This is a genomic window from Collinsella sp. LCP21S3_D3, from assembly GCF_052118305.1.
In the GTDB taxonomy this organism is placed as follows: domain Bacteria; phylum Actinomycetota; class Coriobacteriia; order Coriobacteriales; family Coriobacteriaceae; genus Collinsella.
Map to the genome: position 1 here is coordinate 121,021 of NZ_JBQKHK010000004.1, position 21,525 is coordinate 142,545.

Here is a 21,525-nt window from a genome sequence, read left to right on the forward strand (position 1 = left end):
ATCAGTATAGCGGCAAGGTAGTCATTTTGGGACGGGGCTATTTTAGCTACCCTTTGACAGTCGACGAATTATCTGGGATTGGGGCAAATATCAACCGACATATTGGGGTAGCTAAAATAGCCCCGTCCCAAAATGACTACCTGGGATGGCTGGTTCGGGTAGGGGATATACTGCTGGGCAGACGAAAGGAGCGCCGACGATGCTTAATGGGTGCGCATATATATTGACGGTCGACGTGGGCAACACGTTCATTCGCTTTGGTCTGTTTGCCGAGGATTCGGCCGCGGCGCAGGAATGCCCGCTTGCGACGTGCGAGATCACGACGCCGCCGAGCATTACGGCCGATGAGGCGCGCATGAGGCTCGCGCGGGTCATGGGCGCACTGGCAGCCGATGCGGGCATGCCTGGTGTGCTCGTTCCCGCGGCAGCAGTGCTGAGCTGCGTGGTGCCGGCGCTCGAGCGCCCGTGGAAGACGGCACTTTCCCGTACCTGCACGGGGCGCGTGCTCTCCGTGGGGCCGGGACTTAAGACCGGCATGCCCGTGCACTACGACGACCCGGCCGAGATCGGTCCCGATCGCATCGCCGACGCCGTGGCGGCCCGTGCCGTCTACGGCTCTCCGTGCATCGTGATCGACCTGGGCACTACGACCAATATCGAGGTCATCGATGCACGCGGAACCTTTGTCGGCGGTGTTATCGCGCCGGGGCTGGCGCTCGGCGCTCGCTCGCTCTCGGCCGCTGCGGCGCGCCTGCCGCAAGTCGAGCCCTCGGCACCCACGCATGTGATCGGTCGCAACACGCGCGAGGCCATGCGCTCGGGCGTGGTCTTGGGCGAGGTTGCCCGTATCGACGGCATGCTCGACATGGTGCTTGCCGAGATGCGCTCGACCAAGGCGGCAGGCGAGGGCAGCGTGCCCATTGTCATCACCGGCGACGATGCCGAGGCGCTCGCGGCGTTGGTCGGCCACAGCCTGACGGTAGACGACGCGCTGACGCTGCGGGGTCTCGCCGAGCTGTACCGCATCAACCAAAAGCCTCGCCGCGCATAAAGCCAAGGACGTCGGCGCCGGGAGGAAACAGGCCCACCTTTCACCTGCTACAATGGGCCAAACTATTTCGATTTCGGAGGTGTCTGCCATGTCGGACGATCTTCATCAAACCGCGTCGGGCAAGCGCCGCGACGTTATTAGCTGGGACGAGTTCTTTATGAGCGTGGCCATCGCCGCGCAGCGCCGCAGCAAGGATCCCAATACGCAGGTGGGCGCGTGCATCGCCAGCACCAACCACCGCATTCTTTCGGTGGGCTACAACGGTACGCCCTCGGCGCTCAACGACGACTTTTTCCCGTGGGGTACGAGCGATGACCCGCTGCAGGACAAACATAACTACGTAGTTCATGCCGAGGCCAACGCCGTGCTCAACTACCGCGGCTCGCTCAAGGACCTTGAGGGTTCCACGGTCTACGTCACGCTGTTCCCGTGCCACGACTGTGCCAAAATTCTGGCGCAGGTAGGTGTGGGCGAGGTTGTCTATCTGGACAATAAGTACGCCGACACCGACGACGGCCGCATCAGTCGCCGCATTCTCGACTCCTGTGGCATTAGCTTCCGCCAGGTTATCGTCGATGTCCACATTGGTACCGGGGAACAAACGCAGCAGTAGCGGCAGCGTGTACGAGCGCCGGGCGTTGGCAAAAGCGGCTCATTAAGCCCCGTCCCAAATTGACTGTCAAATTAACTGCTCGTGAAAGTCGTGTCCGCGCGCATGGACGGCTCGCGAGCGGGTACATGGCTGTAGTAACATAGCTCTGTCCGCGGGCGCGCCCGCGTTATTGTGAGAAAGGAGCCCCTGTGGCTGTTAACGAAGAGCTGCTTAAGAAGGTTCTTGAAGAGATTCGCCCCAACCTGCAGGCCGACGGCGGCGACATGGAGTATATGGGCGTTGATGACGAGGGCGTCGTCAAGCTGGAGCTCCAGGGCGCCTGCGCCGGTTGCCCCATGAGCGCTCTGACGCTTTCCATGGGCGTCGAGCGTATCCTCAAGGAGCACGTGCCCGGCGTTACGCGTGTCGAGCAGGTCAATGCCTCCGGCGAGGTCGAGGATCTGTACGACGAGTATGCGCCGTTCTGAGAAGCGAAAGCTGCGGGCGATGTGCTCCGCATAGACGTCATGCCCAAATGTGCGGCTGCGAGCGAAAGGCCCGCGGCCGCATTTGTATGTAGGGAGCAGGGGGACCGATATGCTCAACGACCTCTACCATATGCTTGATCCTGTCGCCATTTCGGCGGGGCCCATCACCATCTACTGGTACGGCTTGGCCTATGTGGTCGGAGCTCTGCTCACGGCGGTCGTCATGTACCGCACGCAGCGTCGTTGGGGTTTTGACATTACGGTCGACGACCTGATGAGTGTCGTGGTTGGTGTGGTCTTTGGCCTCATCATTGGCGCCCGTCTGTTCTACGTCATCTTTTACGGTGACGGCTACTACTGGGCGCATCCGCTCGAGATCTTTGCCACCAACGAAGGCGGCATGAGTTTCCATGGCGGCCTGGTGGGCGGCATCATCGGCGGCGTGCTCGTGTGCCGCATGTACAAGCTCGACGCCTGGACCATCGCCGACCTTGCCGTTATCGGTGCTCCGCTGGCCCTGTGCCTGGGGCGCTGCGCCAACTTTGTCAACGGCGAGCTGTGGGGCAAGCCAACCGATTTGCCCTGGGGCGTGATCTTTGGCGGCACCGCGGGCGATATGCCGCGCCATCCATCCCAGCTCTACGAGGCATTTCTTGAGGGCATTGTGCTCTTCTGCATTCTGCAGGTGCTCAGCCGCAAAAAACCGCTGCTGCCCCAGGGTACGTTTATGGGTGTTTTTGTGATGGGGTACGGCATCGTCCGCTTTTTCGTTGAGTTTGTGCGCGTGCCCGATGCCCAGCTGGGCTATCTGCTGGGCGGCGTCATCACCATGGGCCAGCTGCTGAGTCTGCCACTCGTGATTGCGGGCCTGGCGCTCATCATTTTTGCCCTCCGTCGCAACCGTCCCCAGCGCATCTATCTCGACGCCTAACCACCACATACACCACAAAGGGGACAGGCACCTTTGTGGTGGTTTTGCCAGGCAACGATGACAGAACCGTAACGTTTCCCCAGATAAAACCTGCCAAAATAAACCTGTCCCTTTTTGGCAGGTTTCTAGAAAGGCTTTTCGGACTGTGAAGGATTCCGATCTCTCCACAACGGCTGCGCGCGACGCCGCCCGCATCGTTTGGTTTAAGCGCTATCCCGCCAAGCAGACGCTCGTCGCATTTTTGCTCGCCCTGCTGGCGACCACGGCGTTTTCCATCGATCCCGCCCCGGTGTCGAGCAACGCGGTCCTGGCGATCGATCCAAAGGCCTCGGGCATGCTTTACGTGTGCTACGAGGTACTCCTCTCATTTGCCGGCCATACCGACGCTGTGATGCTGCTCGCGCTGGCCTGCCTACTCACGCTGCCGTTTCGCTATGTGTTCTTTGGCCGCGGTGACGCTTGGCGCCCCTCGGTCGTGCTGCCGTCGCTGTTCTTTGCCGTCTGCATGGTGTTCGGCCGCAGTTACGACCTCACCGATTCGGCCGAGATTGTGCTGGGCGACAAGGCGCGCGTTATCTGCGCCTGGATTGGCGGCGCGGGCTGGATGCTTCTGGCGATTGTGTCCTTCTATCTGGCTTTTGAGTTTTTGGATTGGTTGAGTTCCCGCCGCATTCCGTTTTCGGAGGCGCATTTTGGCCGCGTGTGGCGTGTTACCCACGCCGTGCTCTCGGTCCATCCTTTTGTTGGGCCGTTTCTTGTACTCATGATTGTCTGGGCGCCCACGCTTATCGCCTCGCTGCCCGGCCTCTTTATGGGAGATACGGGCGCGCAGATCCGCCAATGGTTCAACTACCCCAACGGCACGAGCGACTACCTGCGCCTGCTTAACCCCAACGTGCTGCTCAACGGCCATCACCCGGTGGTGCACACGGCCATCATCGGCTCGTGTGTGCAACTGGGGCTTTCGCTATTCAATAGCGCCAATGCGGGTCTTGCCATCTACACCTGCGCCCAATTTGTCATCACGGCCGCCTGCGTGGCCTATTCCATATCGTCGCTGCGCAAGCTGGGCGTGAGCCTGCCGGTCCGCGGCGTCATCTTGCTGTTCTTTGCGTTTATGCCGATGTTCTCCAACTACGCGGCGCTGCTGACCAAAGACGTACTGTTTGCCGATGCGTTTCTGGTACTGCTCGTTCAGACCGTCAAGCTCGTGGCATGTGGCCTGCCCCGTCGCGATGTCAATGCCGAGCGCGCGGGCGAGCGCACGCCTGTGCTCTTTGCGCGCCAGGACTGGCTGTTGCTCGTGCTGGGCGCCATGGGTTCCACGTTTTTGCGCAATGGCGGCCTGGTCTTTCCGTTGGCGGCCTGCGTGATTGCGGCGGCGTTTTGCGCCTGGGACGCGCATGTGGCCCGTCGCGTGGTCAAACAGTCTGGCGTCGCACCCTCATGCGCCACGCCGCGCTTCCGCTGGGCCGGCGTTCTCGCGGTGCTCGTGCTCTGCCTTGCCTCCAACATGTACTTTACCAAGGTCTTTATGCCCGAGCACGATATCACGCCGGGTTCCAAGCGCGAGATCCTCTCGATTCCGTTTCAACAGACGGCGCGCTTCGTCCAAAAGCACGACGGCCTTAATTCGGGCGTTAACCCCAAGGTCAAAGACGACGGCACGATTGAGGAAGCTCCCTGCGACGGTCTGGTGACCGATAAGGAACGCGCTGCGATCGACCGTGTGCTCAAGTACGAGAATCTGGGCCGTCGCTACAACCCCGACAAGTCGGATGCCGTAAAAAACTGTTTTAACGAGTACGCCTCGCAGGAGGACATCAAGGCCTATTTTGAGGTGTGGGCCCAGATGTTCAAAAAGGATCCCGAGTGCTATATCTCGGCGCTCATCAATAACTACTACGGCTACTTTTATCCGAGTGCCCGCGATGCGTGGGTCTACAGCACGGCGCGCAGTGCCGAGATCATGGCGAAGCCCGATAACCTCAAGTACTTCGACTTCCATCCGGTCGATAGCAAGGTTGTGCGCTGGTGCGACCACCTGATCAACCTGTATCGCGTGGCAGTACAACGCATCCCGTTTATCTCGCTCACCATGAGCTCGGCCACCTATGTGTGGATCATGATCGCTGTGGTGGTCTATCTGCTACGTCGTCATTCGTGGCGCGGGCTGGCCATTTGGGTGCCGCTGCTGGGCGTGCTCGCCGTGTGCCTGATCGGTCCCTGCAACGGCTCGACCTACATGCGCTACCTGTATCCAGTCATCGCCTGCATGCCCTTCGCCATCGGCGCCACCATCACCCGCAGCGACCTTCTCTGGTTCTAACTTGGTGCAAAGGGGACAGGTTACTTTGCACCAAGGGGCTGCATCATCACGACGCCTTCATTTTGGGGTTTATCTCGCAGGCCAGTAGGTATATCATAACGACGTTTGTTTATATTGCCCGAGCATCTGCGCTGGGCTTTAGGTCGAAACCGATAGGAGACACGTATGTCCGGACACTCTAAGTGGGCCACAACCAAGCATCGTAAGGGCGCGCAGGACGCCAAGCGTTCCGCCCTCTTCTCCAAGCTGAGCCGCAACATCACCGTTGCTGCCCGTCTCGGCGGCGACCCGCTGCCCGAGAACAACGCCAGCCTCGCCGCTGCCGTTGCTAAGGCCAAGGCTCAGTCCATGCCCAAGGACAAGATCAAGTCCGCTATCGACAAGGCCTTCGGTTCGGGTGCCGATGCCGCCGTCTACGAGAACATCGTGTACGAGGGCTATGGTCCCGCCGGCGTTGCCGTCTACGTCGACTGCCTGACCGATAACCGCAACCGTACCGCCGCCGATGTCCGTTCCGCCTTCTCCCACGCTGGCGGCAACCTGGGCACCTCCGGCTCCGTCGCCTTCCAGTTTGAGCGCAAGGGCCAGATCGTCGTCGCCAAGGAGATCCTGGACGAGAACGCCAAGAAGGAGACCATGATCGCCAACGGTGCTGCCGGTGACGAGGAAGAGTTCATGATGGCTATCGCCGAGGCCGGTGGCGACGACTACGAGGACGCCGGCGAGGAGTGGATCGTTTGGACCGCCGCCAACGACGTCATGGCTGTTTCCAAGGCGCTCGAGGAGCAGGGCATCCAGGTCAAGGGCTCCGAGACCACCATGGTTCCGACCACCCCGACCGAGGTCTCCGGCGCCGATGCCAAGAAGGTCCAGCGCCTCATCGACCGTCTCGAGGAGCTCGACGACGTTCAGGATGTTTACAGCACCATGGACATGACCGACGAGGTCATCGCTGCCCTCGAGGAGGAGTAGCGCCTGCACGGGTTAAGCCGTGCATATCTGGGCATAATGAAGCGAGCATACAAGCCTCGTGGAATAGATGAGCCGGATCCGCGTGCGTATGGCACCGGACCCGGCTCTTTTATAATGATGCGAATCGTTTTGCATTCTGTGGACCGAAACCTGAAGGGAGCGCGCGTGCGCGTACTCAAACGAGCCCTAGCAATCGTGTACCTTGCCGCCGCCATCGTGGCGCTGGGCACGCTTGTCTGCCAGTTCTGGGGACCGTATACGTATCGCTTTATGCTGCTGTTGCGTGACACCATGCCTCGCGTCGTCGTTACGGTGTGCGCCGCCATCGTGGCACTTGGCGTGCTCATCGGGTTTTTCCGCCTGATGTTCGCGCGTCGCGAGCCGTCCTGCGTACATCCGGCGGGGGAGCGCAACATCGAGGTCACCCTCGCAGCGCTTTCCTCGTGCGCTCGCGCTGCGGCAGAGCGCGACGACCGTGTGATGGTCGAGCATGTCGAGGCGCGCGTGCAGGGTTCCGACGAATCGCTCGTCCGTTTTAAGGTCGACGCCATCGCGCTCGATGACCGGGACGTGGCCTCCCTTGCAACCGCGATGCAGCAACGTATCGAGGAGGCCTGCGACACCATGCTCGGCACGCCGGGCACGACCGCGCGCGTCCGTTTTTTGCCGTCCAAGACTACCGTCCAGACCGTGGAGGTTTCCGGTGAGTGATACCAATCAAGACAAGACCGTCCGCACCCCGCGCCTGACGATCGACCAGAACGCTACGCCGGCAGGCGAGTCCGCCGACACCACCCCCGAGGCCGGCGAGCAGCACGACAGCGCCGCCAGCGACTTTGACGAGGCCATGGGTCTCATCAAGGGTACGGGGGCGGCCATCTGGAGCTATGCCGTCCGTCATCCCAACACCACGCTCGGAGCCGTCGCTGGTTTTGTGCTCGCCGTGCTGGTGCTCACGATCGGCCTGTGGGATACACTCGTCATCGCATTCTTTGTGCTGATCGGCGCCGTGATTGGCCAGATCCGTGACGGCGAGAACGGGATCGTCAACTTCTTCGGCCGTCTGTTTAGCGGCCGCTAGTATGTATTCGACCGCCGCGTGTGCGGTGGGCATAAGGAGGAACCATGGCTTTTAACACGAAGGTCGATGTGGCCGATACCGAGCTCGAGGCAGACGAGACCGTCGCCGCCGAGGCTGAGGACGTAACGCTCGAGGACGGGGCGCTCGTCGAGGCCGAGCCCGCCGACGATGCGGACGAGGATGATGAGGAAGCGGACGAGTCCGAGGATTCGCTGACCTATTCCAACGGTGTGATCGAGAAGATCGTCGCCATGGCCACCCGCGAGGTGCCGCACGTCCTGGGCATGAAGGGCAACCTTATGCACTTTGTGCAGGAGCAGTTTGGTGCCGAGAACCTGACCAAGGGCGTGACGGTCGAGGTCACCGATGACAACCGCGTGGTCGTCAACATTTCCGTCATTATCGAGTACGGCGCCTACGCACCCGCGATTTTCGACGACGTTAAGGCGCGCGTGACCGAGCGTCTGGCCGCGATGACCGGCCTTGAGGTGGCAGGCGTCAACCTGCGCATCGAGGATGTCATCACCCCCGAGGAGTACGAGCATCGCACCAGCCAGCACGAATAACCTACCAAATAGGGACAGGTTTGTTTCGATAGGTTTTACCTGCGAAAACGCTAAACGGTCGACCGCGCAAGCAAAAGTGCGGTCGACCGTTTTCTATATGCCCTCGATGTAGTCATTCCACTCGTCTAACTTAGGGTTGCAATCTTCGCGTTCCGCGTTACCCTAATGGGCGCATTGTTTCCAAATTGTTAACGAGGGGTTGCCGTAATGGCCGACGAGCACGAAACAGAAAGCAAGGCATGGGCGATTGAGGCCGCCGCGGCAGAGGCGGCATCGCGTGCCGCCGAGGAGGTGCATCGTCCTCCCGTGGTGCCGATGGAGCGCGTGGTCGATCGCGCCGATATCGAGCGCGGCGAGCGTGCCGGCCGCAAGCGCAGCCAGGAGCCGGGCTTCCCGCGCTTTTTCGCCGAGCTCAATCTGGGCCTGATCCTCACGGCGTTCGCCATCGTTGCGTTTAAAACCCCCAATCACTTTGCCTTCGGCGGAACCTCGGGCGTGTCGGTCATTCTTTCCACGCTGTTCCCGACTCTGCCCGTCGGCGTCTTTATGTGGATCATCAATGCGGTTCTCGTCGTCTTGGGCTTTATCTTTTTGGAGCGCAAGGCAATCCTTTGGAGCGTTTTTGCCTCGTTTGCGCTTTCGGCCTACGTCTCGCTGTTTGAGCTCTTCATTCCGACGGATGTTTCGATGACGGGCGATATGTGGCTCGATCTGTGTTTTGCCGTGATTTTGCCGGCGCTGGGCAGTGCCATTGTCTTTGACATTGGCGCCTCAACGGGCGGCACCGATATCCTTGCCATGATCCTCAAGCGTCGCACGACGCTCGAGATCGGACGCGCCTTGCTACTGGTCGATATCGGCATCGTGACCATCGCGGCCTTTTTGTACGGTCCGCGCGTTGGCCTGTACTGCGTGCTCGGCCTGTTTGCCAAGACGCTTGTGGTCGACAAGGCCATCGAGAGCATTCACTTGCGCAAGGTCTGTACGATTATTTGCGCCGAGCCACGCAAAGTCGAGGAGTTTATCGTCAAGCATCTCAACCGCACGGCAACGATCAGCCGCGGCTACGGTGCCTTCTCGGGCAATTGCGTGACGGTGATCATGAGCGTGCTGAGCCGTCGCGAAGCAGTGCAACTGCGCCGCTATACCCGCGATATCGATCCAGATGCGTTTATCACGATCGTTGACAGCTCCGAGATCGTGGGCAAGGGCTTCCGCGGCACGAACTAGCGCGGATATACCCTTCGAACCATTGAATAAAGCCGCCTATGTTTCAAATCGGTCATCTTGGGGTATTTGTCCCCACATTGCGCGATAATGTTGCCAAAGACGTCGTTTGCGATCCAGGTGATTCACTCTAGATACGAAGGGATGATTTCGATGTTCTGTTCGCAGTGTGGCGCCCCCATGGGCGATAACGACAAGTTCTGCGGCGTGTGCGGTGCCCCTAATACCGAGGTCAAGGCCGCCGGCCCCGCTCCCCAGGGACAGTCTCAGCCCCAGCAGTTTGTTCCGCAACCGCCCGTGGCGAATGCGCCAAAAGGCTGTGTGGCTCAGGCGTTCCAAGACATGACCAAGACTCCGGGCGTGCTGCAGCGCGTGTGCCAGATTGCTTTTTTGCCGGCGCTTATCTGTGTCGTGTCGGTGCTCGTGCTGTTCATTCCCGTTATCGGCGGTATTGCAGCTGCCATCGGCTTTTTGGCCGCCTGCGTGGCGAGTGTGTGCGGTTCGGGCTTTGGCATCGAGTGGGGTCGCGACCTGTCGCTTAAGATCGATGACGGCATGGATCGTCCGTTGATGCGTTCCACATCGTTTGGCCTCGGGGTCTTTTCGAGCGTTATTTCGGTCGTGCTCGAGATTATCGCTGCCATTCCCGTTATTGGTGTAGTGCTTTCGCTGGTGGAGAGCGTGGTAATTGGCGCGGCGGGCTCGTATTCGTATTACGGCTCTTCTGCGCTCGAGACTGCGCTGTTTGGCTCGCTTGGCCTGCTTGTCCTGGCTATGATTGCCACGGCGGTCCTGGGAGTCTTCTTTAAGATGTTCGCCGATATCGCCGTGATGCACTTTGCGGTGACCGGTCGCGTCGAGAGCGCGTTTTCGCTCGACAAGGTCTGGGCGGCCTTTAAGAACAATAAGACCAAGCTGTTCTGCGCTTCATTCCTTCCCGAGTTTTTGACGGGCCTGGTCGCCAACGTTGTCACATGGATCTTGACGGCGGTCTTTGGCGCTATTGCCTCTGTCGGTATGTATAGCTACTACTATCGTCCTACGGGTATTGAGGCAATTGTTACCGGCGGTGGCATCTCACTCGTACTGTTCCTGGTGCTGATCGCTTTCGTCACCGTATTTCTAACGGTCTTTGGCAAGATGCTCAAGCACCGTGCCGTTGGCTATTGGGTCGCACGTTATGCAAGCGAGTGGGCCGACGAGGATAAGGACGACGTCCTGACGTTTGTATTGCCCTTCGAGAAGAAGTCCGCTCCTTCGGGTTACAGCGCTCCGGATGTCGCGCCTGAGCCCGAGCCTGAGTCTGTCCCGGGATCTGCGCCGGAGTCCGAGCCCACGACGGAGTCCGAGCCCACGACGGAGCCCGCGCCAAGCTCCGACGAGGACCCGCAAGACGAGTAGCCCTGTCACCTGCCATTTGGGGACGGGGTGGAAATGGTAGAAATAGTGCTTGACGAATGAGCGGGGGCGGACGTGTCGAAACGTCCGCCCCCGCTTTGACATCGCGATGTGGCTACGGCTGCGAGATGGTCGCGATTCGACTACTCGTTGTGCTTCTCTTCGTGACGAGCGGCGGTGCGAGCTTCGTGGATGCCCTTGATGGCGGCATGGCGGGCGGTGCGGGCGTCGTGCATGGCGTCGCGGGCCTCGGCGGCCGTTGCCTTGGCAGAGCGTAGCTTGGCTGCCAGATCGGGATTGGTCTCGGCAACCGCGGCGATAGCGGGGCCGTCGAGCTCCTCTTGCGTGGGCTCGGCCAAAAAGTCGATGGCATACTGAGCGGCTACCATGGAGCCCTTGGCGAGCACGCTCTCGTCGATCTTATAGAAGCAGGAGTGCTGGGCGTACGTGGCGCCAATCTTGGGGTTGCGCGTGCCCACAAAGGCAAGCACACCCGGTACACGGCGCAGGTACTCCGAAAAATCCTCGCCCGAAAGCGTGCCGCGATAATGGCCTTCGCCGGCTGCACCCAGACACTTGACCACGGCCTGACGACAACGCTCGCTCGAGGCGACGTCGTTTTCGACCTTGTAGTTGGCGATGGTGTAGTCGGTAAGTTCAGCCTCGGCGCCCAGGGCCGCCGCAGTGTGCTCTACGATGCGGCGCATGAGCTCGGGCATTTCCTCGTGCGTCGAATCGCCATAGGTGCGCACCGTGCCGGCGAGGTAGGCGGTACCGGCGATAACGTTGCGCGCGGTGCCGCCGTGCAGCTCGCCGACGGTAATGACGGCCGGCTCGTAGGGGCTGATCTCGCGCGAAACGATGGTCTGCAGGGCGTTGACGATCTCGGCCGCCACCATGACGGCGTCGTGGCCGCGCTGGGGCATGGCGCCGTGGCACGAGGTGCCGCGGACATCAATGCGGAACCAGTCGGTATTGGCCATGCGCGGACCGGGCTCGCAGCTTACGGTGCCGGCGTCGACCTCACTCCAGATGTGTGCGGCGTAGGCGCCATCGACGCCGTCGAGCACGCCCGTGCCGATCATGAGTTTGGCGCCTTGGCCGTTTTCCTCACTGGGTTGGAAGACGATGCGGACCTCGCCGTGGATGTCGTCGGTCATATGGCGCAGGATCTGCAGCGTGCCGAGCATCATGGCAATGTGGCAGTCGTGGCCGCAGGCGTGCATGCAGCCCTCGTTGACGCTGGCGAACTCCTCGCCGGTCTGTTCGGTGACGGGTAGGGCGTCGATATCGGCGCGCAGCAGGATGCGGCGGCGCGGCGTGCCGTCCTCGCGGTAGGCGTCGGGTGCGGTGCCGCGAAGGGTCGCCACCAGGCCCGTCTTAAGCGGGCGCTCGTAGGGGATATTCATGGCGTCGAGCTGGTTGGCGATGTCAGAAGTCGTGCGCTCTTCGGCGAGGCTCAGCTCCGGGTGCTTATGGAAGTGCCGGCGCTGCTTGATGATGTAGGGCTCAAACTCGGCGGCGATATCTTGGATGGCTGCGGTGACGTCATCAGCCGCGCGGGCCTCGGTCGCTGCCATAATCTGCTGTGCCTTGGTCTTCGTCATGGTCGATTTGCTCCTTGCTGGTTTATCGCAAAATCGTACAGGCTCTTTCCAGTATGCCACCTACCACTTGGGGACGGGGCAGAAATGGTAGAAATGGATACCTCCGTAACCTTGACAGGTCCAAATTGCTTGTGCACGCAGCCTTGGATGCGGCTTTCAAGCTTGAAATCTACCATTTCTACCCCGTCCCCAAGTGGCAGGCGGGGCCGTTGGGGTTGGGAAAGGTGCCGTTTACCGCTTGACGTTTTGCAGCTGTGGCGGTGGAGTACACTCGGGGGTGTTGAATTTCCTGCCAGAGATGGGGATGCCCATGCAACATATCGATCGGATTATCCGCTCTAAGAACGTTTTTACCTCGCAAGATGGCATCGATACCGCCCGTGAGCTGGCGATTGCCATCGCAGGCGACCGTATCGTCGCAGTCGGCAAGCCCGATGACGTGATCGCCGCCGCGCCTGCCGCCACGCCGGTTATCGACTACGGCGAGCAGTTTGTCTGCCCCGGTTTCCATGACGCTCATCTGCACTTCTTTCATACCTCGGTCGGTTCCTCGCCGTATATGCTCATGGATGGGGGCACGTCCGAGGTGGCGCTGGTGCAGCACGTGCTCGAGTTTTTCCAGGATCTGCCCGACGACGCTTGGGTTGTGACGCAGGGCTGGCGCGACTACCGTTGGGACCCGCCCGAGCATCCTACCAAGGCGTCGCTCGATGCGGTATTTCCCGATCGTCCCTGCGTTATGTACTCGGGCGACGGCCACACGCTGTGGCTCAACAGTCGCGCTCTCGAGGCGCTCGGCGTCACGCGCGATAGCGAGCCGCCAGCGGGCGGCAGCTACGACAAGGACGCAAACGGTGAGCTCACGGGCATTGCTCACGAGGCGGCCGCCATGCAGCTGTTGCCGCGCTGCCTTGAGTGGCTGGGCGAAGATCGCATCGCAAGCGCTTACGCCGATCAAATGAGGCGCATGGCCGAGCAGGGCATCACCTCGATCTGCGACATGTCGCTCATGCCCATGCCGGGCTGCGATTTTATCCGCGACGACGTCTACGACAAACTGCAGACAGCCGGCAAGCTGGGCATTCGTGCCCATCTGTTCCCCACGCTGCTGGATGACCAGTCGCGTCTAGAAGAGCTGCAGGCACGTTACGCGAACAACGCACTGCTTTCGGCGCCGGGCTTTAAGCAGTTCTTTGACGGCGTGTCGAGCGAACATACGGCATATCTCACCGAGCCCTATACCAATCCGCGCTTCCCGGGCGACCAAGGCCGTCTGACGGTTTCCGCCGAGCGCATGCGCAAGCTGGTTCTGGCGGCTGCGGAGCGCGGCCGCGCCGTGCGCATCCACGTTATCGGCGACGGTGCGATTCATGCCGCGCTGGATATCTTCGAGGAAGCCGCCGGTCTGTACGGCCTGCCCCAGCACGGCCACAACACGCTCGAGCACCTGGAGAACCTCCTGCCCGAGGACATCGACCGCCTGCGCAAGCTCAACGTGGTCGCCTCGAGCCAGCCCTGCCACATTACGCTCGACCCGGGTGGACCGGAGCGCGATTTGGGCTTGGAGCGCAGCCGCATCATGTGGCCGTTCGCAACCTATAAGCAGCGCGGCATTCGCCAAGCCTTCGGTACCGACAGCCCCATCACGCCCGTTACCAGCATGGACGTGCTCTACACGGCTATCACACGCCAGGACCCCAAAAGCCACTGGCCCGAGGGCGGCTGGTTACCGAGCGAGCGCATCGACGCGGCAACGGCTTTGCGCAACTACACCTTGGGCAGCGCCTATGCAGCAGGCGACGAGCAAAACCTCGGCAGCTTGGAGCCCGGCAAGTATGCTGACCTGGTGGTCTTGGACCAAAACCCGCTCACCGTTGACCCCCAAGAGCTGCAAGCCACCAAGGTTCAGGCCACCTACCTAGCCGGTAACCTCATCTACGAGCGCTGATGCTCATGCCGTGTCGTTAAACGCGGCCCGGGCGACTTATTTTGGGATGGCGCTCGAGCCACGTCTGCATATCGGTGGGGAATCGTTATGAGCGTCCCTGCTCTGCCGGATTTGTGCGTGGGGTGGAGGCGCTGCTGCCCCGCGCGTTCAAATTGGACATTTGCAATGCTGCCTCATGGTGTTTTGCATACTTCCCATTACAGATTGCATAAAAAGGTTGGGATGTTCTTTCTGGCCCTGATGTACCCCCGCCTGGGCCGTGCAAAAAACGGAGTATTCAGCACTGCGAGCTCTGCCGGCGCCGTTGCGGTCGGGTAATGTCATGGGGATTGACGTCATTTTGGCGTCCGGGCAGGCACGAGGCATGCCTTTATGCCCTGATGGGGTCTGCCTGCCGACCCAAATCGCCGGTCGAAGGCGTCCTTGGGACCAATAAGATGTGTCTGGCGCGTATGCAGCCATCCTGGTCTGCTGAATACTCCCAAAAATGCACGGTGCTCCCCAGGGGACCCGTGCGTGCAGCGAAAGCCATGCCCATGTTCCTATCCGCATCGCCATTTTGCTGCACTGACGTTTCTGAATGCCGCGCCCGAACTAGTTAACTTGGCTCCCGTGTGGCGCCGGAGGGGCGGGATATAAGGTTTATCGCGAGTTCCGCACGAGCCGAAGGCCACGTAATGTGGCCTTCGTGCGAGCAGGACTGCCCGAGCAGGAAACCTTATGCCCCGCCCCTCCGGCGCCACACGGGAGCTGCGCACAAGTTATCCCCCCGGCATTCAGAAAATCTAAGTGCCAAAAAATAAGATTTTTTGACTCTGTGTTGTATAACCCGCCATTCGTGGGTACCATTCAACGCGTACGCAAACAAATGGGGTTAATTCGCGTGGCATAACCACGCGGCCCAAAAAGGAGGAGACAAGCATGTCGTCTTTGAAGCCGCTTGCAGATCGTGTTCTGGTCAAGCCCGACGAGGCCGAGCAGAAGACCGCTTCTGGTCTGTATATCGCCAGCAACGCTCAGGAGAAGCCGCAGCGCGGCACCGTCATTGCCGTTGGCGCTGGCAAGGTCAACGACAAGGGTGAGCGCATCCCCATGGACGTCAAGGAAGGCGACGTTGTCATCTACGGCAAGTTCGGTGGCAACGAGGTCAAGGTCGACGGCGAGAAGTATCTGCTGATGCGCGCCGACGACATTTACGCCGTCGTCGAGGCCTAGTCTCATCAGGCTCTCTGATTCGTCTTTGAACGCGGTCGCCGCATAGGACTCGGAAGCGGCGACGTGAGTCACATTTCTTTTGGAGGATTACCTACCATGGCAAAGAACATTACGTTCAATACCGATGCCCGCGCTAAGCTCGCCAAGGGCGTCAACACTCTGGCCGATGCCGTTACCGTCACCATGGGCCCCAAGGGTCGCTATGTCGCCCTGCAGCGCACGTTCGGTGCCCCGACCATCACCAACGACGGTGTTTCCGTCGCCAAGGAGATCGAGCTCGAGGACAACATCGAGAACATGGGTGCCCAGCTGGTGAAGGAGGTCGCCACCAAGACCAACGACACCGTGGGTGACGGCACCACCACCGCAACCCTGCTCGCTCAGGCCATCGTTAACGACGGTCTTCGCAACGTCGCCGCTGGCGCCAACCCGCTGGCCATCCGTCGCGGCATCGACAAGGCCGTCAACGCCGCCGTCGCCGAGATGAAGAAGCAGGCCAAGCCGGTCGAGACCAAGGAGCAGATTGCTTCCGTCGGTACCATCTCCGCCGGTGACCCCGAGGTCGGCGAGAAGATCGCCGAGGCCATGGAAGTCGTGGGCAAGGACGGCGTCATCACCGTCGAGGATTCCCAGACGTTCGACATCACCATCGACACCGTCGAGGGCATGCAGTTCGATAAGGGCTACGTCTCCGCTTACTTCGTCACGGACAACGACCGCATGGAGGCCGTGATGAAGGATCCGTACATCCTCATCACCGACCAGAAGATCTCCAGCGTCCAGGATATCATGCCTGTTCTCGAGGCTGTTCAGCGCGCTGGCCGTGGCCTGCTCATCATCGCTGAGGACATCGACGGCGAGGCTCTGCCCACCCTCGTCCTCAACAAGATCCGCGGCGCCCTCAACGTCTGCGCCGTCAAGGCTCCGGGCTACGGTGATCGCCGCAAGCGCATTCTCGAGGACATCGCCGTCCTCACCGGTGGTCAGGCTGCTCTGGACGAGCTGGGCGTGAAGGTCGCTGACATCACCGCCGATATGCTCGGTACCGCTAAGTCCGTCACCATCTCCAAGGACAACACCGTCATCGTCGGCGGCGCTGGCTCCAAGGAGGCCATCGACGCCCGTATTGCTCAGATCAAGGGCGAGATGGAGAACACCACCTCTGACTTCGACCGCGAGAAGCTCCAGGAGCGCCTGGCCAAGCTCTCCGGTGGCGTTGCCGTCATCAAGGTCGGCGCTGCCACCGAGTCCGAGCTCAAGGAGATCAAGCACCGCGTCGAGGACGCCCTGCAGGCAACCCGCGCTGCTGTCGAGGAGGGCATTGTCGCTGGCGGCGGCGTCGCCTTCATGGACGCTGTACCTGCGCTCGATGCAGTCGAGATCGACGACCCCGAGGAGAAGATCGGCGTCGACATCGTCAAGAAGGCTCTGACCGCTCCGGTCGCAACCATTGCCAAGAACGCTGGCTTTGAGGGCGCTGTCGTGGTCGACAAGGTCGCCGAGCTGCCCGCTGGCCAGGGCCTCAACTCTGCCAGCGGCGAGTGGGGCGACATGATCGAGATGGGCGTCCTCGACCCCGTCAAGGTCAGCCGCGTCACCCTGCAGAACGCTGCTTCTGTCGCCAGCCTGATCCTTATCACCGAGGCCACGGTTTCCGATGTGCCCAAGAACACTCAGCTTGAGGATGCTATCGCTGCTGCTACCGCTGGTCAGCAGGGCGGCGGTATGTACTAAGGCCGACAAGGTCTAGAACTCCCACCGGGGATCCGGGGGCGTGACGGGGCTTCTCTCCGGAACGTCCTCGGACATGCAAAGAGGCTCCGCATCGCGCTTCGCGCTGCGGAGCCTCTTTGCGTCCTGCGGAATGTTCCGGAGAGAAGCCCCGTCACGCCCCCGGATCCCCTGCGTTTACGGCCTTGAAGTCGGCTCGCGGAGAAGGACGTGGTTGTTGAGGATACGTATCCCGGACGCTGTTTCGCGCTTTGCGCGAAAGGCGCGTTACTGTGGGATGGGTGGGGAACGTGGTTGTTGCGGCAACTGATCCCCACCATAAATTACCCTTGGCATACTTGCGCGAAAGCCTGCCCGTGCTAGACTTGGAATTGCTGTTTCAGGGCGGGGTGAAATTCCCCCACTGGCGGTAAATCGGACGGTGCCAGAGGGGCGCCGTGGCGCAGGCGAGGTACCTGCGTCCGAGCCGATGAGTCCGCGACCCGTGCGTGCGTTGGTTCGCATGCCGGCTGAACTGGTGAGATCCCAGTACCAACGGTTAGAGTCCGGATGAAAGAGGCAGGTGATCTTATGTCTGAACAGTCGCAGCATATCCATTTTGAGAACACGAATAGGTGGAGCACCAAACAGCTCGTTACCATGGCGCTGATGTGCGCCTTGGGCGCCCTGTTTATGTACGTGCAGCTGCCCATCCTTCCTTCGGCGCCGTTTTTGACCTACGACCCGTCGCTGGTGCCGGCGATGGTGTGCGGGTTTGCGTATGGTCCCGGCACCGGTACTGCTGTTGCCGCTATGGCTATCGTTATTCACGCGCTCACCACGGGTGACTGGGTCGGTGCGCTTATGAACCTGGTTGTCACGCTGGGCTACATTCTGCCCGCGGCTATCGTCTACCAGAAGATGCATACCTATAAGGGTGCTGTGATTGGCCTGGTGTTCGGCGTCATTGCCGCTACGGCGCTGTCTATGGCCGCAAACCTTACCATTGGCGTATGGTTCTGGTATGGCTCGGTCGATGCGATCGCTCCGCTCATGGTTCCTGCCGTGCTGCCGTTCAACCTTATCAAGACCGTGCTCAACTCGGTGCTCACGCTTGCAGTGTACAAGGCGGTCTCCAACCTCATCACGCCTAAAAAGAACCAGGTCAAAGGCCGCGCATGATTGATTGTCGAGGCGTTTCCTTTAGCTATGACGGTGTCACGCCGGCGCTCGACGGTATCGATCTGAACATCGAGGATGGCGAGTTTCTCTGCATCCTCGGCGGCAATGGGTCGGGTAAGTCGACGTTTGCCAAGCATCTGAATGCGCTGCTGCAGCCCGATGCAGGCGCGGTGCGTATCAACGGCATGGATGCATCCGATCCCGAGTTGGTCTACGACATTCGTTCGACCGCGGGCATGGTGTTCCAGAATCCCGATGATCAGCTGGTGGCAACGCTTGTCGAAGATGACGTTGCGTTTGGTCCCGAAAACCTTGGCGTGCCATCGGCGCAAATTGCGCAGCGCGTGCGCGAGGCGCTGAAGGGTGTGGGCCTGGTGGGCTTTGAGCGCCACGAGACCCATGCACTTTCGGGCGGCCAAAAGCAGCGCGTGGCGCTTGCCGGCGTGCTCGCCATGGAACCGCGCGTGCTCATATTGGACGAGGCTTCCTCGATGCTCGATCCGCGTGGACGCAAGGGCCTCATGAAGGTTTGCCGCGCGTTGCACGATCGCGGCATGACCATCGTGATGATTACGCACGTTATGGAAGAGGCCGCCGAGGCCGATCGTGTCGCGGTGTTTCGGGCGGGGCGCGTTGCCATGCTCGGTGCGCCCGAGGAAATCTTGACGCGGGCGGACGAACTTGCCCAGCTCAACCTGGATATGCCGGCGTCGTGCTGTCTAGGTAGGGCACTCCGCGCGAAGGGCGTACCCGTTTGCGCGCAGGTGCGTGAGGCGGATATGGTCGCCGAGATTGCACAGGTTTATGCTGAGCGGAGCGGGGCGGACGTCGCTGGGCGGCCCTCCGTATCCGATTCTCGTGTGCTTGACCATGCATCCTCTGCAGCCGACGGGATGGTCGCGTCGGAACCCGTCATCGAGATTTCGCACCTCTCGCATAGTTACTCGCTGAGCGCCCGCGAGCGCCGCCGATGGCGCAAGCGCTCGACCACTGTGGGCGCATCGGGCAAACAGGCTCTTTGGGGCAGCGATCCAAACAGCCCCTGGGCGCTACGTGATGTTTCGCTGACGGTGCGTCGCGGCGAGTTTCTGGGCCTGGCGGGTCATACCGGCTCGGGTAAATCAACGCTGGTTCAGCACCTCAACGGGCTGATTCGTCCACAGGAGGGGAGCGTTTGCGCACTGGGACTCGACCTATCAAGCAAGAAAGGCGCCGCCGCGGTTAAGGCCAAGGTCGGCGTGGTGTTTCAGTATCCTGAGCGCCAGCTATTTGCCGAGACCGTGGCGCAGGACGTGGCGTTTGGCCCGCGCAACCTTGGCCTGCCGCAAGACGAGGTTGTTCGCCGTGTCGCAACATCGCTTGCGCGCGTGGGCCTCGACCTTGCCGCGATAGGCGACAAGAGCCCCTTTGAGCTTTCGGGCGGTCAGCAGCGCCGCGTGGCGTTTGCCGGCGTGCTCGCCATGGAGCCCGAGGTCCTGGTGCTCGACGAGCCCATGGCGGGGCTCGATCCGGCTGCGCGCAGGGATTTCCTGGCGCTCATCGATCGGCTCCATCGTGAGGGCCTGACCGTTGTCATGGTTTCGCACAGCATGGATGACCTGGCAAATTGTTGTGACCGTATCGTTGTGATGAACGAGGGCGCGGTGTTTGCCGATGGAACGCCCGCACAGGTTTTTGCGCACGCGAACGAGCTCAAATCGATCGGTTTGGGCGTTCCCGCTGCGCAGCGCATGGCATTGTCGCTCGTGCAAGCCGGTGTGCCGCTCCGCTGCGACAAGCTTTATACGGTTGAGTCGCTGGCCGACGAGTTGGCCGGCATGCTGCTAGGCTGCGCGGACGGACCTTTGAGGGCGTCGCGTCAGGCTGGTTCCAAGATGGCCACGCAAGAGGAGGGCTGCTAATGGAGGCATTCTCATTTGGCAGCTACTATCCGGGGGAAAGCGCGCTGCATCGTCTGGATCCGCGCACTAAGTTGCTCCTAGGTTTCGCATTTCTGATCACTGCGCTCACCGTCGGCAGCTTCCGCGGGCTGGTTCCGATCGCAATTTTTGTCGTGCTGGTCTATGTCGCGGCCCGGGTTCCGTTGCGTCGGGTCCTATCGTCGATGGCACCACTGCTGGCGATTGTCGTGGTGGTCGCGGTGCTCAACCTGTTTTCCGATCAGAGTGGCCGCATTTTGTGGCAGTTTGGCTTTTTGCAGGTGAGCGAGGGCTCGCTGCGTTCTGCGACGTTTATGGCGTGTCGCCTGTCGATGATGATGGCCGGCATGAGCGCCATTACGCTCACCACGCCGACGCTCGACCTCACCGCGGGTTTTGAGCGCCTGCTCGCACCATTCGCGCGTGTGGGGCTTCCGGCGCACGAGCTCGGCATGATTATGGGTATCGCGCTGCGCTTTATGCCGCAGTTTGCCACCGAGATGAAACAGACGGCCGACGCACAGGCAAGCCGTGGCGCGCGCGTGACGGGCGGTCCGCTCGGTGGCGTGCGCATGCTCGGCAGTGTGGCGATTCCGCTGTTTACTGGCGTGTTCCGTCATGCCGAGACGCTTTCGGCCGCCATGGATGCGCGCTGCTATCACGGCGAGCGGGGACGCACGCGTCTGCATGCGCTTACGTTTGGCCGCGGGGATGCACTGGCCGCGGTGGCGATGGCGCTGCTGGTGGCATGCGTTGTCGTTATCAATCTTCAACTCGTCTAAGCTCGATTCGAGCGCAAGAAAGGGGTCTCTATGACCGACATCGATCGCACGGCTCAGCTCGAACGCGTCTGCTCGTATCTCAGGCGCATTCCGGCGTGGTATCTTGCCACGACCGATGCAAACGACGGGCATCAGCCCCGCGTGAGGCCGTTTTCGTTTGCCATGGTCGATAACGACAAGCTGTGGTTTTGCACGTCGCGCGACAAGGACGTGTGGGCGGAGTTGAGCAAGAATCCCAAGTTTGAGGTATCGGGCTGGAAGCCGGGGGAGTGCTGGATCGTGTTAACTGGCGAGGCCGCACTCGAGGACGATGCATTCGTGAGTGACAAGGTGCGCCAGACGGGCTTTAAGCACATGGTGGGCATTGGCGAGCAACACGATAGTGCCAACGATGGCCGCCTTGCGTTCTTCTCGGTCCGCAACATCGCCGCGCGGTTCTGCGATATCGACGGCAGCGAAGAGCTCCTCGAGCTTTAATTTCCCAAATTGGCTGCCCATTCCAAAAGACTGGTCAGATGACAGGAGGA

19 protein-coding genes and 1 riboswitch are annotated in these 21,525 nt (G+C 61.0%); of the genes, 18 read left to right on the forward strand and 1 reads right to left on the reverse strand.

Annotated features, from left to right (window positions below; genetic code table 11):
• Positions 1-199: 199 nt before the first annotated feature.
• From ACTQ1S_RS03150 to ACTQ1S_RS03200, 11 genes are all read left to right on the forward strand, one after another.
• Positions 200-1,051: a type III pantothenate kinase gene (locus ACTQ1S_RS03150; RefSeq protein WP_441547051.1), complete on the forward strand. Its 852-nt coding sequence runs from the start codon at positions 200-202 to the stop codon at positions 1,049-1,051.
• A gap of 88 nt (positions 1,052-1,139) precedes the next feature.
• Positions 1,140-1,664: a deoxycytidylate deaminase gene (locus ACTQ1S_RS03155; protein WP_154514829.1), complete on the forward strand. Its 525-nt coding sequence runs from the start codon at positions 1,140-1,142 to the stop codon at positions 1,662-1,664.
• Positions 1,665-1,852: 188 nt separating this feature from the next.
• On the forward strand, positions 1,853-2,131 hold the full coding sequence (locus ACTQ1S_RS03160) for a NifU family protein (RefSeq protein ID WP_427718265.1): 279 nt from the start codon (positions 1,853-1,855) through the stop codon (positions 2,129-2,131).
• Positions 2,132-2,240: 109 nt separating this feature from the next.
• Positions 2,241-3,062, forward strand: a complete 822-nt coding sequence (gene lgt / locus ACTQ1S_RS03165; protein WP_427747670.1) for a prolipoprotein diacylglyceryl transferase — start codon at positions 2,241-2,243, stop codon at positions 3,060-3,062.
• Positions 3,063-3,207: 145 nt separating this feature from the next.
• Positions 3,208-5,391 (forward strand): DUF6020 family protein, encoded by a 2,184-nt coding sequence (locus ACTQ1S_RS03170; protein ID WP_441547052.1) that lies wholly within the window; start codon positions 3,208-3,210, stop codon positions 5,389-5,391.
• 165 nt (positions 5,392-5,556) lie between these two features.
• The gene (locus ACTQ1S_RS03175; protein ID WP_154514825.1) at positions 5,557-6,363 is read left to right on the forward strand and encodes a YebC/PmpR family DNA-binding transcriptional regulator; all 807 of its coding nucleotides are present in this window, start codon (positions 5,557-5,559) and stop codon (positions 6,361-6,363) included.
• Between the two features lie 165 nt (positions 6,364-6,528).
• A complete protein-coding gene (locus ACTQ1S_RS03180) occupies positions 6,529-7,074 on the forward strand; it encodes a hypothetical protein (protein WP_195838499.1) in 546 nt (181 codons plus the stop codon).
• Positions 7,067-7,444, forward strand: a complete 378-nt coding sequence (locus ACTQ1S_RS03185) for a DUF2273 domain-containing protein (RefSeq protein WP_441547053.1) — start codon at positions 7,067-7,069, stop codon at positions 7,442-7,444. Before ACTQ1S_RS03180 ends, ACTQ1S_RS03185 begins: the two co-directional genes overlap by 8 nt.
• Positions 7,445-7,488: 44 nt before the next feature.
• Positions 7,489-8,010: an Asp23/Gls24 family envelope stress response protein gene (locus ACTQ1S_RS03190; protein ID WP_154514821.1), complete on the forward strand. Its 522-nt coding sequence runs from the start codon at positions 7,489-7,491 to the stop codon at positions 8,008-8,010.
• A gap of 207 nt (positions 8,011-8,217) precedes the next feature.
• The gene (locus tag ACTQ1S_RS03195; RefSeq protein WP_427728028.1) at positions 8,218-9,240 is read left to right on the forward strand and encodes a YitT family protein; all 1,023 of its coding nucleotides are present in this window, start codon (positions 8,218-8,220) and stop codon (positions 9,238-9,240) included.
• A 150-nt stretch (positions 9,241-9,390) separates the two neighbouring features.
• Positions 9,391-10,638 carry a DUF4013 domain-containing protein gene (locus ACTQ1S_RS03200; RefSeq protein ID WP_441015150.1) on the forward strand — a complete coding sequence of 416 codons (1,248 nt, stop codon included), beginning with the start codon at positions 9,391-9,393 and terminating at the stop codon, positions 10,636-10,638.
• A gap of 140 nt (positions 10,639-10,778) precedes the next feature.
• On the opposite strand, the gene ACTQ1S_RS03205 is transcribed toward ACTQ1S_RS03200, so the two are convergent.
• Positions 10,779-12,242 carry a M20 family metallopeptidase gene (locus ACTQ1S_RS03205; RefSeq protein ID WP_441067625.1) on the reverse strand — a complete coding sequence of 488 codons (1,464 nt, stop codon included), beginning with the start codon at positions 12,240-12,242 and terminating at the stop codon, positions 10,779-10,781.
• Positions 12,243-12,546: 304 nt separating this feature from the next.
• Between ACTQ1S_RS03205 and ACTQ1S_RS03210 the strand changes: the two genes are divergently transcribed.
• The 7 genes from ACTQ1S_RS03210 (at position 12,547) to ACTQ1S_RS03240 (ending at position 21,475) form a co-directional block, all read left to right on the forward strand.
• The gene (locus tag ACTQ1S_RS03210) at positions 12,547-14,190 is read left to right on the forward strand and encodes an amidohydrolase (protein WP_441547054.1); all 1,644 of its coding nucleotides are present in this window, start codon (positions 12,547-12,549) and stop codon (positions 14,188-14,190) included.
• Between the two features lie 921 nt (positions 14,191-15,111).
• A complete protein-coding gene (gene groES, locus ACTQ1S_RS03215; protein WP_154514813.1) occupies positions 15,112-15,405 on the forward strand; it encodes a co-chaperone GroES in 294 nt (97 codons plus the stop codon).
• A 96-nt stretch (positions 15,406-15,501) separates the two neighbouring features.
• Positions 15,502-17,139, forward strand: a complete 1,638-nt coding sequence (gene groL / locus ACTQ1S_RS03220; protein WP_154514811.1) for a chaperonin GroEL — start codon at positions 15,502-15,504, stop codon at positions 17,137-17,139.
• 368 nt (positions 17,140-17,507) lie between these two features.
• Positions 17,508-17,701, forward strand: a riboswitch (FMN riboswitch).
• 5 nt (positions 17,702-17,706) lie between these two features.
• Complete coding sequence (locus tag ACTQ1S_RS03225) at positions 17,707-18,297, forward strand: ECF transporter S component (RefSeq protein ID WP_441547055.1); 591 nt, start codon at positions 17,707-17,709, stop codon at positions 18,295-18,297.
• Positions 18,294-20,198, forward strand: coding sequence for an energy-coupling factor transporter ATPase (locus tag ACTQ1S_RS03230; protein ID WP_441547056.1), 1,905 nt, complete (start codon positions 18,294-18,296; stop codon positions 20,196-20,198). Before ACTQ1S_RS03225 ends, ACTQ1S_RS03230 begins: the two co-directional genes overlap by 4 nt.
• Positions 20,198-20,998 carry an energy-coupling factor transporter transmembrane component T family protein gene (locus ACTQ1S_RS03235; protein WP_441547057.1) on the forward strand — a complete coding sequence of 267 codons (801 nt, stop codon included), beginning with the start codon at positions 20,198-20,200 and terminating at the stop codon, positions 20,996-20,998. Before ACTQ1S_RS03230 ends, ACTQ1S_RS03235 begins: the two co-directional genes overlap by 1 nt.
• Positions 20,999-21,028: 30 nt before the next feature.
• A complete protein-coding gene (locus ACTQ1S_RS03240; protein ID WP_154514803.1) occupies positions 21,029-21,475 on the forward strand; it encodes a pyridoxamine 5'-phosphate oxidase family protein in 447 nt (148 codons plus the stop codon).
• The last annotated feature ends 50 nt before the right edge of the window (positions 21,476-21,525 follow it).

Excerpts from the sequence above, each read along its gene's own strand:
- ACTQ1S_RS03210 (WP_441547054.1), top strand. The coding sequence starts at position 12,547 with ATGCCCATGCAACATATCGATCGGATTATCCGCTCTAAGAACGTTTTT.
- ACTQ1S_RS03155 (WP_154514829.1), top strand. The coding sequence starts at position 1,140 with ATGTCGGACGATCTTCATCAAACCGCGTCGGGCAAGCGCCGCGACGTT.
- ACTQ1S_RS03195 (WP_427728028.1), top strand. The coding sequence starts at position 8,218 with ATGGCCGACGAGCACGAAACAGAAAGCAAGGCATGGGCGATTGAGGCC.
- ACTQ1S_RS03205 (WP_441067625.1), bottom strand. The coding sequence starts at position 12,242 with ATGACGAAGACCAAGGCACAGCAGATTATGGCAGCGACCGAGGCCCGC.
- ACTQ1S_RS03235 (WP_441547057.1), top strand. The coding sequence starts at position 20,198 with ATGGAGGCATTCTCATTTGGCAGCTACTATCCGGGGGAAAGCGCGCTG.
- ACTQ1S_RS03240 (WP_154514803.1), top strand. The coding sequence starts at position 21,029 with ATGACCGACATCGATCGCACGGCTCAGCTCGAACGCGTCTGCTCGTAT.
- ACTQ1S_RS03225 (WP_441547055.1), top strand. The coding sequence starts at position 17,707 with ATGTCTGAACAGTCGCAGCATATCCATTTTGAGAACACGAATAGGTGG.
- ACTQ1S_RS03150 (WP_441547051.1), top strand. The coding sequence starts at position 200 with ATGCTTAATGGGTGCGCATATATATTGACGGTCGACGTGGGCAACACG.
- ACTQ1S_RS03175 (WP_154514825.1), top strand. The coding sequence starts at position 5,557 with ATGTCCGGACACTCTAAGTGGGCCACAACCAAGCATCGTAAGGGCGCG.
- ACTQ1S_RS03200 (WP_441015150.1), top strand. The coding sequence starts at position 9,391 with ATGTTCTGTTCGCAGTGTGGCGCCCCCATGGGCGATAACGACAAGTTC.
- ACTQ1S_RS03230 (WP_441547056.1), top strand. The coding sequence starts at position 18,294 with ATGATTGATTGTCGAGGCGTTTCCTTTAGCTATGACGGTGTCACGCCG.
- lgt (WP_427747670.1), top strand. The coding sequence starts at position 2,241 with ATGCTCAACGACCTCTACCATATGCTTGATCCTGTCGCCATTTCGGCG.
- groES (WP_154514813.1), top strand. The coding sequence starts at position 15,112 with ATGTCGTCTTTGAAGCCGCTTGCAGATCGTGTTCTGGTCAAGCCCGAC.
- groL (WP_154514811.1), top strand. The coding sequence starts at position 15,502 with ATGGCAAAGAACATTACGTTCAATACCGATGCCCGCGCTAAGCTCGCC.
- ACTQ1S_RS03190 (WP_154514821.1), top strand. The coding sequence starts at position 7,489 with ATGGCTTTTAACACGAAGGTCGATGTGGCCGATACCGAGCTCGAGGCA.